Genomic DNA, 13,350 nt, shown 5'->3' on the forward strand with positions numbered 1-13,350 from the left:
AAAGAAAATTAAAAATATTTTCAGCTACCCCATAAAAGCTGCATATTGGCTATAGCAACTAGTGATGCAGTTTCGGTCCTTAAAACTCGTTTACCTAATAAGAGTGGCTTAAATCCAGCGTTTTTTGAATCAGCCACTTCTTGATCCGTTAATCCCCCCTCTGGTCCAATGAGAATTGTTGCACTTGAGTACTCAGGCATTTGAGCAAGACTTATATTTGCACGATGATGCAGAACAAAGCCATTATGATTTTGATTTTCAAGCAAATCACTGAGTAAAGTAGGTTGGCAGATATTGACAATTACGGCTCGACCTGATTGCTCACACGCATGGTTTGCTATCTTTTGCCAATGCTCGATTTTTTTTTGAGCTCGGTCACCTTTTAATCTAACTACACAACGCTCAAGCTGCATTGGGATAATACTTGATACACCTAATTCTATGGCTTTTTGGATTAAAAAATCCATTTTTTCGCCTTTAGCAATTCCCTGTGCTAGCGTTAAATTTAGCTTAGACTCAGAATCATTTTTTAACTTTGAAACAATACTAATGCTGGTTATTTTTTTTAACCTTTGAACTTTTGCGTCGTAATCAAAACCATCGCCATTAAATATAGTGATATTTTTACCATCTGGAAAACGCAAAACTTTGTTAAGATGATGGCTATTATCTTTACTTAACTCAATACTATTGCCCAGAGATAGAGCAGTATTTTGATAAAGTCGTATCTTTTTCATGGTATCTTTCTTGGGTTATTTATCAATGAATTAATGCACCTAACAAAATGATACATAAAAAAAGAAGAGAAGAGTTGTTAAGCATACTAGGAGATGATGCAGTAGTAATTGTATCTACAAATAGTGAACAAAAAAGAAATAGTGATGTCAACTACCCCTTTCGACCAGACAGCAGTTTTTGGTATCTTACTGGTTTTATAGAGCCTGATGCAATCGCAGTTTTCTCTAAAAATAATTACAGCATTTTTTTAAGGCCCAAAGATAAAACTCAGGAAATCTGGAATGGAGTGAGACTTGGAGTTGATCTCGCACCTGAAACTTTATTAGTCGACTATGCTTATGATATTAATACTTTTACAGATGAAATTAAGAAACTCATAAATAAAGAATCATCTTTATATTTTGATCAGCCAACTTCTGATGGCTGGAAAAATAGAGCAAGTACTAATATTCTTAATAAAACTATTGTTTCAATTTTTAGTAGCAGTATTCAACCTTTAAACCCATATTTGTCGGAAATGAGGATTATTAAAGATGCTTCTGAAGTAAAAAATATGCAAACCGCAGCAGATCTTGCTTCAAAAGCACATATGAAGGCTATGGTAAAAACTCAGCCTGGACTTTATGAGTACAACATTGCTGCTGAATTTGACTCCGTATTCAAAAACGAAAACTCAGAACATTCTTACCCTCCAATTGTTGCAGGTGGAGAAAATGCTTGCATACTTCATTACAATGAAAACAATAAATTATTAAATGATGGTGACCTTCTTCTCATAGACGCTGGCTGTGAAATTCTTGGATATGCATCTGATATTACAAGAACCTTTCCGGTTAATGGGAAGTTTAGTAACCCTCAAAAAGAAATATACGAAATTGTTTTAAATGCCCAGATTCAGGCTATTGCTTCAATTATTCCAGGTGGAGATGTAAATAAGCCTCATGAAATTGCATGTGAAATTATTTCAAGGGGGCTTATGAAGCTAGGGATAATGGATAATATAAGTAATTTAAGAGAATTCTATATGCATGGAACAGGCCATTGGTTAGGTTTAGATGTTCATGATGTTGGAACTAAAGAAATTGACAATTCTTTTCGAAAATTTCAAGTAGGTATGGTAACAACAGTGGAGCCAGGAATCTACATCCGCAAGGATGATAAAATTGATCCAAAATACTGGAATATTGGAATCAGAATTGAAGACGATGTTCTAGTTACTATGGATGGAAACCATGTTCTATCTGAAGCAGCGATTAAAAATGTAGAGGATATTGAATATCTAATGAGCCAACACTAACCATGAATATAAACCAAGCCATCAAAGCTGTTATTTCAAAAAAAGATCTAAATGAAAGTGAAATGCTTGATGTCATGAATAGCATTATGACTGGCCAAACAACGGATGCACAGATTGGTGCTTTTTTAATTGGCTTATCTATGAAAGGCGAAACAATTGAAGAAATTACTGCCAGTGCAAAGGTAATGCGCTCACTGGCAACTTCGGTTGAATTAAGTAGCACTGAGTACCTTGTAGATACTTGCGGAACGGGTGGAGATGGTCTAGGATTGTTTAATATATCGACTGCCTCTGCGTTTGTTGTTGCAGCTGCAGGTGGCAAGGTTGCTAAGCATGGTAATCGTTCCATTTCATCAAAATCTGGAAGTGCAGATGTTCTGGAGGCAGCTGGAATAAATCTTAACTTAAGCCCCGAAGTCATTAGCGAATGTATCGAAAAAATAGGCGTTGGATTTATGTTTGCGCCAGCACATCATAGTGCAATGAAACACGCAATTGGTCCGCGAAAAGAACTGGCAGTCAGAACTATATTTAATGTTTTAGGCCCCTTGACTAATCCAGCTAAAGCCCCTAATCAAGTTATTGGAGTTTATGACAGGAACCTAGTTGAGCCAATCGCTAACGTCCTAAAAAGCCTTAAATCTCGACATGTTATGGTAGTTCATTCTGCAGATGGACTTGATGAATTTTCTGTAGCTGATAAAACCTTTGTAGCTGAATTATATAATGATGAAATCTCAACCTATAGTGTTCATCCAGATGACTTTGGTTTAAAGCTAGGTAACCTTAATGATATTAGAGCAGAAAATGCTGATGAATCACTCTCTCTAATTTATGAAGCATTTTCTGGGCATAATGGTACTGCAAAAAATATCATTGCTTTAAATGCTGGAGCTGCTATTTATGTAAGTGGTCTCGAAGATACACTGAGCTCAGGGATTGAAAAAGCCTCCAAAGTATTATCAGATGGAAGTGCAAAAGAAAAACTTGAAGAATATATTTTCGCTAGTAATAATTAAATTAATTATGAATAAAAAAACTAATCTTATCTGGATAGACCTTGAAATGACAGGATTAATTCCTGAAAGTGATGTCATTATTGAGATAGCAACAGTAGTTACCGATGCCAATCTAAATGTAATAGAAGAGGGCCCTTCGTTAGCTATTCATCAAAATAGCGATCTACTTGATGGAATGGACGACTGGAACACAAATCAACATAATCAATCTGGACTTGTCCAAAGAGTAATAGAAAGCAAAGTTTCCACTGCTGAGGCAGAATCCCAAACCCTAGATTTTCTTATTAAATATGTCGACCAAGGCGCATCTCCCATGTGTGGGAATTCGATTTGTCAGGATAGAAGGTTTTTGTATAACTACATGCCAAAACTAGAAAAGTTTTTTCACTATCGACATATCGACGTCTCCACATTAAAAGAATTAGCTGTTCGTTGGAAGCCAAGCATTATTTCTTCCACATATAAAAAATCTAGGCATTTAGCATTATCAGATGTTTACGACTCAATTGATGAATTAAAGCACTACAAAGAGCATTTCATTAAAGCTTAAATTGACTTACTTATCGCCCGCTAAAATTAATTTATTTTTGCATGTAACCGCAAAAAGGTCTGATGGTTATCATAACATTCAGACCATTTTTCAACTGGTAGATTACTGTGATGAGATAAATATTAATTATAGAAGTGATGGATTAATTAGCCGAATTAGTGGCAATGAAAATATTTCAAAAGATCAGGACTTAACAATACGCAGCGCAAATCTCCTAAAAAAAATCACAGGGACAAAGGGTGGGGCAGATATTGCTATAGTAAAAAAAATACCTATAGGAGGTGGCTTAGGAGGTGGCAGCTCAAATGCAGCGACTGTCTTAATTGCTCTTAATAAGCTTTGGAATCTTAATTTACCTAAAGAAGAATTAGTAGATATTGGTCAAAATCTTGGTGCAGATGTTCCCGTATTTATTAATGGTCATAGCTCTTGGGGCGAGGGTATAGGTGAAATACTTACACCAATAAGTCTACCAAAATACTTTTATTTAATTGTTACAATTGGTAAACATATATCCACGAAAGAAATTTTCACACACAAAGCATTGACAATGTCTCCAGTACAAAGGAAAATAGCAGACTTTTCAATGGTCTCTAATCCTCATAACGACTGCTTAGATGCTGCAATTCATTTAGAAGCTGATATAGAGGAGGCTATAGCTCATCTAGACTCGACTGATAACCACATTGGAATTGCAAGAATGACTGGAAGTGGATGTTGTGTTTTTGTAGCCTTTGAAAAAGAAAAAGATGCATCGATAGCAATTAATAAATTGCCATCAAAATGGACTGGTTTTATCGCAAAAGCGATTGATAAATCACCATTATATAATTGGGGTGTAGCCAAGTGGTAAGGCATCGGGTTTTGATCCCGTGTACCGATGGTTCGAATCCATCCGCCCCAGCCATATTATTTAAATTAACCAGCATAAGGTAAGAATCATGAATGAAAATGCATATCAATTTAACTTTAGTCAGCTTGATGGGGAAGAAATCTCTTTGAGCCAATTTAAAGGTAAAGCAATTTTAATTGTAAATACTGCAAGCTTCTGTGGTTTAACCTATCACTATTCTGGACTCGAAAAACTCTACCAAAAGTACAAAGAAAGAGGTTTAGTAATAATTGGCTTTCCTTGCAATCAATTTGGCAAACAAGAGCCTGGAACTTCTGAAGAAATCAAAGAGTTTTGTAACCTAAATTATGATGTTACGTTTCTTATGTCAACAAAAGTTGATGTCAACGGTAAAAATGCTCATCCCCTGTTCAAATATTTAAAAAGCGAGTTAAAAGGAAAACTAAACGATAGCGTCAAATGGAATTTCAGTAAATTTCTAATTGACCGTGATGGTATTCCCTTTAAGCGTTTTAGTTCAACTGTTGAGCCGGAAGATATTTCAGCATCAATAGAGGAAGTACTATAAATCTCGATTCAATTATAAAACTATTGTGCTTACCCACGTAATTTGTTTGTATAATTGCATCCTACATCAATAAAAGTCTAATTGGATGTCTCTAGAAAGAATAAAGATCTTTAGTGGAAACGCAAACCCTGATCTCTCATCCGAAATTATTACCAATCTCAACATCTCACAAAGCAAGGCCTTTGTAGGTCAATTTAGTGATGGCGAAGCTCAAGTTGAGATTCTTGATAATGTGCGTGGATGTGATGTGTTCGTTATTCAGCCAACCTGTGGCCCTTCATCGGCTGAAACTTTAATGGAGTTATTAATAATGGTTGATGCTCTAAGGCGCTCTTCTGCGGGAAAAATTACAGCTGTAGTTCCATATCTTGGCTACTCTAGACAAGATAGGCGCTCCAGACTAACTCGCGTTCCAATAACTGCAAAACTTGTCGCTCAATTGATAGAAACGTCAGGTGTTGACCGCATATTGACAATGGACTTACATGCAGATCAGATCCAAGGATTCTTCAATATTCCAATTGATAATATATATGCTCAACCTGTCCTTGTCCAAGATATTTTGGATCATAACTATCAAGATGTAGTCGTAGTATCTCCTGATGTTGGTGGAGTAGCAAGAGCAAGAGCAGCAGCAAAAAGAATTAATGATGCAGACCTTGCAATTATTGATAAGAGAAGGCCAGCGCCAAACTTAGTTAAAGTCATGAATGTAATTGGTGATGTAGAAGGACGTACCTGCATTATGATTGATGACATGGTTGATACCGCCGGAACGCTCTGCCAAGCTGCTGAAATATTAAAAGAAAAGGGCGCAAAGAAAGTTGTTGCATACGCAACTCATGCAGTTCTTTCTGGGGGTGCTACTGAAAACATATTAAACTCCAAACTGGATGAATTGGTTATTACAAATACAATTCCATTAACGGATCAAGCAAAAAAATGCAAAAAAATTAGACAATTGTCAATTGCCACTACCCTTGCAGACGTTATTCGAAGAATTAGTGATGAACAATCCATCAGTACAATTTTTGCAGATTCAGATTAATCCTAGGCCTTTACAGGGCTGAATTAATGGTGTAAACAATCTACTCTTTTAGGTATAATTTCCTCTCTGTTTTGAAAAAATCAAATTATGAAAACAACTACTGAAGCTCACAAAAAAGCCCTTAATAGTCTAATAACAATTGGAAAAGAACAAGGTTACCTAACTTATTCAGAAATCAATGATCTCTTACCAGAAGACTTATTAACTCCTGAACAGGTTGAGCCAATTGTAACAATCTTAGAAGAAATGGACATATTGGTTGCTGATGAAGCGCCAGATGCTGATGAGCTGGTAATGAAGTCGGGCGGAAAAGCAGAGGCTAGCTCTGCTGAAGTTGCAACAGCTGCCCTAGCGGCTCTTGATTCAGAGTTTGGAAGAACTACTGACCCCGTTAGAATGTATATGCGAGAAATGGGAGTAGTTGAGCTTTTAGAACAAAAAGATGAAGTACGTATTGCAAAAGAAATTGAAGCGGGTGTTTATCAAATCTTACAAGCGATTTCTCTTTACCCTGAAATCTCTGACTATTTCTTCAAGGCATATACAAGACTGGAAGAGGGTAAATGTAAGATGACTGACGTTGTTATTGGTTACCAAGGTGACGCTGAAGAATTTGAAGAAAAACAAATACTTATTAAGGAAAAACAAGCCCTTCTTGATGAGAGACAAGCCCAACTTGACGCAATGGAAACTGATGAGAATGAGGAAGATTTTGACGAAGACGAAGAAGATTTTGATGAGTTAGAATATACAGGCCCTGATGAAGGGATGGTATATGAGCGCTTTGATAAAATACAAAAATCTCATAATAGCTACGTTAAATCTTTTGAGAAAAATGGTTATCTTGATGATAAGACTGTTAAAGCAAGACAAAAATTTTCTAGTTGCATCTCTGAACTTAGACTTGCGCCAAAACTTGTTAGCACAATGATGGAGCTTGTTGCAAATCGAGTAGACAAGGTAAAAAAAGAAGAAAAACTTATTCGTCAAGTCTGCCTTGATGCTGGAATGAGCTCAGAGCTTTTTTATGCATCATTTCCTGGAAATGAAACTAATTTTGATTGGCTCAAATCTATTGATCTTGATAAAGCCACTCTAAAATCATTGGAAAAAACTGAAAAAGAAATTTATTATTCACAAAAGAGTCTTTTAGAGCATGAAGAGGCGATGAAGTTAACAGTTGTAGAGCTTAAAGAAATTAATAAAAGACTTCGAAAGGGTGATAGAAAGGCTAAAGTTGCCAAAAGTCAAATGATTGAGGCTAATTTAAGACTTGTAATTTCAATTGCCAAAAAATATGCCAATCGTGGTCTTCAATTCCTAGACCTTATCCAAGAGGGTAACGTAGGACTAATGAAGGCGGTAGACAAATTTGAATATCGCAGAGGTTATAAGTTTTCAACCTATGCAACTTGGTGGATTCGCCAAGCAATCACTAGATCAATTGCTGATCAAGCACGTACTATTCGTATTCCAGTTCACATGATTGAAACTATTAACAAATTGAACCGAGTAAGACGTCAACTTCTTCAAAGGTTTGGAAGGGAGGCAACTCCTGAAGAACTATCTGTTGAGATGGAATTACCAGAATATAAAATTAATAAAATTCTTAAAATTGCTAAAGAGCCTTTATCAATGGAGAACCCAGTTGGTGATGATGAAGACTCCACAATTGGTGATTTTATTGAGGATACAAACCTTTCTTCACCTGTAGAAGTCACAACTCGTGAAAGTCTTAAAGAAACTACCGGTGATCTTTTAGCTAACTTATCACCTCGTGAAGCAAAGGTTTTAAAAATGCGATTTGGAATAGACATGAGCACAGACCACACACTTGAAGAGGTGGGTAGACAGTTTGATGTTACTCGTGAAAGAATTCGCCAAATTGAAGCCAAAGCGCTTAGAAAGTTGAGGCATCCTTCTCGTGCACACAAACTTCAAAGTTTTTTAGAATAGTTTTTCTACGGGCCTATAGCTCAGCTGGTTAGAGCACTCGACTCATAATCGATTGGTCCTTGGTTCAAGTCCAAGTAGGCCCACCATATATATAAAAACCTAGTTTAATACTAGGTTTTTTATTGTGTAAATTAAAACTTATCATCGAGATATTCCGGTTCAATAACTGACTCGTTAATAATGCTATTATCATTTTTAATACTATAAGCCTTTGCATTTAATAAAGACGACACACAGCGCTCAAGCTTTCCATCTATAAAGTGAGCGGCAACACCATCATCACAGGCAATTCCAGGCTTCATAGTACCATTTAAAATAGCTTTATGATATTCAGGTCGCCTTTGAATTTCAGTATCAAAATGTGGGCAGTTACTTCCTTGAAGAAAGCCTAAACAATCTAGTGGAAGCAATTTACCAGTCTTTGAATCAGTTAAGCCTTGCTCAAACCAACAAATAGATCCAGCACTTAGTCCAGCCATTATTGCCCCATTACACCAGGCCTCATGTAAAAACTTATCAAGGCCCCACTCTTTCCAAAGAACCAAAAGGTTTCTTGTATTACCACCACCAACATAAAAAATATCTTTTTCTAAAACAAAATCTCTCAAGTCACCTTCAGGTGGACCAAATAAAGATAAATGGCTCGTTTCACAATTAAGCTTTTTATATGAAGAATAAAAACGTTTTTTATAACTCTCATCATCTCCACTTGCCGTAGGTATAAAACAAACTTTAGGATTTTTTTTGTCTGACAAAGACAATAAGTACTTATCCAATTTAAGATTCTCTGGCTTAGAAGTAAATCCACCTCCGCCCATAGTTAATATCTGTTTTTTCATAATCTCAGCTTCACTTTATTAATAGAAATAAATTTTACTTAAGTTATCTTCTTTGTAAAAAATAAATACAACTGTCAATGATATAATTTAGCTTATGCTAGATAAAATTCTTTCAGAACTAATAACTCTTACTGTTGATGTAGGAGAAATTATTATGTCTCATCGCAAAAATTCAGGAAACTTCAGCATGAAGAGCGACAATACTCCTGTAACTCAGGCTGATAAAGAATCAAATGAGTTAATCATAAATACTTTAAAAAAATTAACTCCTAACACTCCAATACTATCTGAAGAATCATCTAACATCCCTTTTTCATCTCGAAAATCTTGGGATGAATATTGGCTAATCGACCCTTTAGATGGAACTCGTGACTTTATAGATGGCTCACCAGACTTTTGTATTAGCATTGCTCTTATTCGTAATCATTACCCAGATTTTGGTTTAATCTATTCTCCATTTAACAAAGTACACTACTATCGTTTGCCAAATCAATCATCAATAAAGGTGGCTGGAAACAAGCCTCATAAAATTTCTACAAAAAAACCTAATAGGCGGGAAAAAATCGTAGTGGGAAGATACTCAAATAACAATAAACCTCTTAAAAATCATCTTAGATCTAAAACAAATTTTGAAACTTTTAAACTCGGAAGTGCACTTAAATTTTGTTTAATTGCAGAAGGAATTTATGATTACTACCCCAAATTTGGGCGCTGCTCAGAATGGGATACTGCAGCTGGGGTATATATTCTTGAAGGCGCAGGCGGCACAGTTCTTGATTTAAATAATAACCCCTTAACTTATAATTTCAGAGAAGACAACCTAAGCCCAGCCTTTAAAGCAGTAGGGTATCAAGAAAATCTCAAAGATAAATCAACCGCAGCAATATCTTTTGTAACTGAGCCTATTGAAATATAGTCAACACCAGTCTCTGCATAACTGACAATGTTTGTTTCATTCACTCCACCTGAGGCTTCAATTGGATATACGCCTTGCGCAATTTTGACAGCCTCTTTAAGATCTATAGGACTAAAGTTATCACAAAGAACTCTCGTTATTCCCTTTATTGATAGTACAGAACGAAACTGCTCCATAGTCTCTACTTCAACTACAATTGGTTTTTCAGGATATTTTTTAAGAGCTTTCTTTATGGATTTATCAAGGGAGCCAATCGATAAAATATGATTTTCTTTTAGCATAATACAATCATAAAGCCCCATCCTATGGTTCACTCCGCCGCCACACTTAACAGCATATTTTTGTGCTTTTCTTAAGCCCGGGATTGTCTTTCTTGTATCAAGTAATTGCGCCTTTGTTTTACCTATGAGGTTAACTAGATAGTTCGTTTTAGTTGACGTACCACTTAAAATTTGAAGAAAATTAAGTGCCGTTCTTTCTGCAGTAATGATTGATCGAGATCTTCCTTTAATATTGCAAATAATCTCACCAGGCTGAACCTCATCTCCATCCTTCAATTTCCATTTTATTTGTATGTCTTTATCAAGAGATAAAAAGCATAAGTCAAAATACTCTGTGCCGCATATAATCGCTCGATCTCTACAAATTATTTCAGCATTTATAATGACGTCATCAAGAAGGCTTGAAGATAGATCACCAGAACCTATATCTTCTGAAAGTGCTAACTCAACTATTTTTTTTAACTCTTTATCCATTCAAGAACTCAATGATTGCTTCGGCAGACTTAACACTTGCTTTTTGATTTAAAAGCCCATGAATTTTTTCCAATTCTTTAACTAGTCTTGTATTGTCTGATTCAATCAACTTCATAGCCTTTTCAAAAATGTTTTGAGCATTTACGTCATTTTGAAGTAACTCAGGGACAATGTCTTTCCCTAAAATTTTATTTGGAAGTGAAATATTTTTAGTGTTTAGTAAAGGCTTAACAATCTGATAACTTACCTTTGAAAGTTTATACACCACAACCATCGGCACAGCGAGTAATGCCACTTCTAGGGTTGCAGTTCCTGAGGCAACAATAACTAGATCAGAGTTTTTAATCTTTTCATGTGAATCATCGGAACTTAGAATAATATCTAGTCCTTGAATTTTATCTTCTACCCAATCCTTTAGATGTTCGTTTGCAAGTGACAAACTAAATTGAATCTCAGGGTCTTTTTTATGCATTAATTTAGCAGCCGACAAAAGCTCAGGCAATAAAGTTTTAATTTCAGCCTCTCTTGATCCTGGCATTAATAAAACTTGCTTATTTGGCGTATGTTTTTTTCGAGGCTTTAATTTTTCTGCCAATGGATGTCCAACAAAAATAGCTTTTTGCTGATGAGTGCGATAAAAATCTACCTCAAATGGAAAAAGACAAAGCATTAAATCAGCTGACTTTTTAATTTTATGTATCCGATTTGCTCGCCATGCCCATACTGAAGGACTAACAAAATGAACCGTTTTCACTCCATTTTTTTTAAGTTTTCTTTCAATCTTAAAATTAAAATCAGGAGAATCAACTCCAATAAAAACATCAGGCCTATTGGATGAAAAGTATTGAATGATAGATCGTCTCAGCCTCAAAATAGTGGGCAGTTTCTTTAAAACTTCACTAAGACCCATCACGTTGAGTTGGTCAGTATGCCATAATCTTTTACATCCAGCAGCAGCCATCTTGTCGCCCGCTAAACCTTCTATTTCACAATCAGGTCGGTACAATTTCAGTGCACTCACTAGTGATGATGCGACAAGGTCGCCAGAAGTTTCTGCAGCGCTGATGGCAATTTTCATTTTATCTAAGCATTAACAGGATTTATCTAAAGCTTTTTAAGCTTTATGATCTTGGTAGAATAATATCAGGATTATCTTCAAAAGGCCTATAAATAACAATCACCCCTCCAATCACTTGAATTAGTTCAGCCTTAGAAAGCTCTATAATTTTATTAATAATCTTTAGTTTTTCTTCACGATCACTGATTCTTAACTTTATTTTAATGAGCTCATGCTTAAGCATTGTTGATTCCATTTCAGCAAGCACCGACTCACTTAATCCATGCTGACCAATCATTACAAAGGGCTTTAAGTCATGCGCCATAGAGCGCAAATATTTTTTCTGGTTATTAGTTAGTTTCATTTTTTAATATCATCTCATTTTTAAAAAGTGATTCAGTAGTCTCTCTCATTCGCACTAATTGATGCACAGAACCGTCAACCATTACTTCCGCAACTCTTGGCCTAGAGTTATAGTTAGAACTTAAAACAAATCCATATGCACCAGTGGTCATTAATGCAATGTAGTCTCCCTGTTCAAGGGTAAGGCTTCTACTCTTTGCCAAAAAATCTGCAGTCTCACACACAGGCCCAACTATATCCCATGCATCCTTTATGCCCTTTGAATTATCTTCAATTGTAACCGCCTGATGATAGGAGCCATAAAGAGCAGGTCGAAGTAAATCATTCATTGCGCCATCGACAATAGCAAATGATTTCAATTCATTCTGCTTTAAATATTCAACCTTAGTTACAAATATTCCTGCGTTCCCAACAATTGATCGACCAGGCTCTACCATAATCTTCAAATCACCAACTTTTTGAATTACTGAGTGTATGTAGTCATTAATGCTAATAGTTTTTTCTTTGTCATAAGCCACCCCTACTCCGCCGCCAATATCGATATGATTTAAATAAATTTCCTCTTCTTCAAGCCTTGCTATAAGTTCGAGTGCTTTATCAAGAGCCTCTAAGAAAGGTGAAATGTCTGTAATTTGCGACCCTATATGGTAATCTAAACCAAAAACTTCAAGATGATCTGAAAGGTTTGTCTTTTTATACAAAGATAGAGCAATCTCAATGCTTACTCCAAACTTGTTTTCAGTTAAGCCTGTCGAGATATATGGATGAGTCTTTGCATCTACATTCGGGTTCACGCGAATAGATATTGGTGCATTCATCTTTAGTGAAGCCGCAACAGACTCAATTCGGTCTAACTCAGCTACTGATTCAACATTGAAGCAGTAAATTCCGTATTCAAGTGCCTTTTGAATCGCTTGCTCTGTTTTAGCAACTCCAGAGAATACACATTTTTTTGGATTACCACCTGCAGCAATTACTCTTTCAAGCTCACCAATTGAAACTATATCAAATCCTGAACCTAAGTTAGCAAGAACATTTAATACTGCCAAATTTGAGTTGGCCTTTACAGCATAACAAATTAAATGAGGATGCGAACCAAAGGATTTTTCAAACTGTTGCCAGTTAAACTCTATTTGACTTTTAGAATAAATGTAAAGGGGGGACCCATACGCGCCCATTAAGTCTGAAACAGGTACAGACTCAGCGTGTAATACTTTATTTTGAAAATAAAATGTATTCAATTAATTATATGTCTAGTAAGTGCTAGATGTCGACTCTCCAGAATCTATCTGGCTAACTTTATTAGAAGTTAAATCACCCATTCTGCCACATGCGGACAAAGTGAATACAAACGCTACCAATACAACATATTTAAATAAAATTTTCATGGG

The 13,350-nt window shown here is 35.8% G+C and carries 15 protein-coding genes and 2 tRNA genes; 10 read left to right on the forward strand and 7 right to left on the reverse strand.

The annotated features are described in order from the left end of the window. Window positions 1-20: 20 nt before the first annotated feature. Window positions 21-737 carry a 16S rRNA (uracil(1498)-N(3))-methyltransferase gene (locus ABXT69_RS08100; protein WP_416677847.1) on the reverse strand — a complete coding sequence of 239 codons (717 nt, stop codon included), beginning with the start codon at window positions 735-737 and terminating at the stop codon, window positions 21-23. Between the two features lie 47 nt (window positions 738-784). Here ABXT69_RS08100 and ABXT69_RS08105 point away from each other — a divergent pair, with 47 nt between their 5' ends. The 9 genes from ABXT69_RS08105 to ABXT69_RS08145 all read left to right on the forward strand — a co-directional run bounded on the left by ABXT69_RS08105 (window position 785) and on the right by ABXT69_RS08145 (window position 8,115). Then, window positions 785-2,035, forward strand: coding sequence for an aminopeptidase P N-terminal domain-containing protein (locus tag ABXT69_RS08105; protein WP_416677849.1), 1,251 nt, complete (start codon window positions 785-787; stop codon window positions 2,033-2,035). A gap of 2 nt (window positions 2,036-2,037) precedes the next feature. Beyond that, window positions 2,038-3,054, forward strand: a complete 1,017-nt coding sequence (gene trpD / locus ABXT69_RS08110; RefSeq protein ID WP_416677850.1) for an anthranilate phosphoribosyltransferase — start codon at window positions 2,038-2,040, stop codon at window positions 3,052-3,054. 7 nt (window positions 3,055-3,061) lie between these two features. Then, a complete protein-coding gene (orn, locus tag ABXT69_RS08115) occupies window positions 3,062-3,604 on the forward strand; it encodes an oligoribonuclease (RefSeq protein ID WP_416677852.1) in 543 nt (180 codons plus the stop codon). Window position 3,605: 1 nt separating this feature from the next. Continuing rightward, complete coding sequence (gene ispE, locus ABXT69_RS08120) at window positions 3,606-4,457, forward strand: 4-(cytidine 5'-diphospho)-2-C-methyl-D-erythritol kinase (protein WP_416677854.1); 852 nt, start codon at window positions 3,606-3,608, stop codon at window positions 4,455-4,457. Next, window positions 4,437-4,511: transfer RNA gene (locus ABXT69_RS08125), tRNA-Gln, on the forward strand. The genes ispE and ABXT69_RS08125 overlap by 21 nt, the downstream gene beginning before the upstream one ends. Before the next feature lie 34 nt (window positions 4,512-4,545). Then, complete coding sequence (locus ABXT69_RS08130; protein ID WP_416677855.1) at window positions 4,546-5,025, forward strand: glutathione peroxidase; 480 nt, start codon at window positions 4,546-4,548, stop codon at window positions 5,023-5,025. Window positions 5,026-5,110: 85 nt separating this feature from the next. Further along, window positions 5,111-6,073, forward strand: coding sequence for a ribose-phosphate pyrophosphokinase (locus ABXT69_RS08135; RefSeq protein ID WP_416677856.1), 963 nt, complete (start codon window positions 5,111-5,113; stop codon window positions 6,071-6,073). An 87-nt stretch (window positions 6,074-6,160) separates the two neighbouring features. After that, complete coding sequence (rpoD, locus tag ABXT69_RS08140; RefSeq protein ID WP_416677857.1) at window positions 6,161-8,029, forward strand: RNA polymerase sigma factor RpoD; 1,869 nt, start codon at window positions 6,161-6,163, stop codon at window positions 8,027-8,029. 9 nt (window positions 8,030-8,038) lie between these two features. Beyond that, a tRNA-Ile gene (locus tag ABXT69_RS08145) sits at window positions 8,039-8,115 on the forward strand. A 45-nt stretch (window positions 8,116-8,160) separates the two neighbouring features. On the opposite strand, the gene ABXT69_RS08150 is transcribed toward ABXT69_RS08145, so the two are convergent. Beyond that, window positions 8,161-8,868, reverse strand: coding sequence for a Type 1 glutamine amidotransferase-like domain-containing protein (locus ABXT69_RS08150; RefSeq protein WP_416677858.1), 708 nt, complete (start codon window positions 8,866-8,868; stop codon window positions 8,161-8,163). 94 nt (window positions 8,869-8,962) lie between these two features. Here ABXT69_RS08150 and ABXT69_RS08155 point away from each other — a divergent pair, with 94 nt between their 5' ends. Then, the gene (locus ABXT69_RS08155; RefSeq protein ID WP_416677859.1) at window positions 8,963-9,784 is read left to right on the forward strand and encodes a 3'(2'),5'-bisphosphate nucleotidase CysQ family protein; all 822 of its coding nucleotides are present in this window, start codon (window positions 8,963-8,965) and stop codon (window positions 9,782-9,784) included. On the opposite strand, the gene nadC is transcribed toward ABXT69_RS08155, so the two are convergent. Genes nadC through lptM form a run of 5 tightly spaced genes read right to left on the reverse strand, consistent with a single transcriptional unit; the run spans window position 9,718 to window position 13,347 of the window. Further along, window positions 9,718-10,539, reverse strand: a complete 822-nt coding sequence (gene nadC, locus ABXT69_RS08160) for a carboxylating nicotinate-nucleotide diphosphorylase (RefSeq protein WP_416677860.1) — start codon at window positions 10,537-10,539, stop codon at window positions 9,718-9,720. The two genes, ABXT69_RS08155 and nadC, sit on opposite strands and share 67 nt — an antisense overlap. Next, entirely contained in the window at window positions 10,532-11,617 is a 1,086-nt protein-coding gene (gene lpxB / locus ABXT69_RS08165; protein ID WP_416677862.1) for a lipid-A-disaccharide synthase, read from the reverse strand. Before lpxB ends, nadC begins: the two co-directional genes overlap by 8 nt. Before the next feature lie 43 nt (window positions 11,618-11,660). After that, on the reverse strand, window positions 11,661-11,960 hold the full coding sequence (yhbY, locus tag ABXT69_RS08170; RefSeq protein WP_416677863.1) for a ribosome assembly RNA-binding protein YhbY: 300 nt from the start codon (window positions 11,958-11,960) through the stop codon (window positions 11,661-11,663). Then, window positions 11,947-13,200: a diaminopimelate decarboxylase gene (gene lysA / locus ABXT69_RS08175; protein ID WP_416677864.1), complete on the reverse strand. Its 1,254-nt coding sequence runs from the start codon at window positions 13,198-13,200 to the stop codon at window positions 11,947-11,949. The genes yhbY and lysA overlap by 14 nt, the downstream gene beginning before the upstream one ends. 12 nt (window positions 13,201-13,212) lie before the next feature. Next, window positions 13,213-13,347 (reverse strand): LPS translocon maturation chaperone LptM, encoded by a 135-nt coding sequence (gene lptM, locus ABXT69_RS08180; RefSeq protein WP_416677866.1) that lies wholly within the window; start codon window positions 13,345-13,347, stop codon window positions 13,213-13,215. Between the last annotated feature and the right edge of the window lie 3 nt (window positions 13,348-13,350).

It is taken from the genome of Candidatus Pseudothioglobus sp. Uisw_016 (genome assembly GCF_048087635.1).
GTDB lineage: Bacteria > Pseudomonadota > Gammaproteobacteria > PS1 > Pseudothioglobaceae > Pseudothioglobus.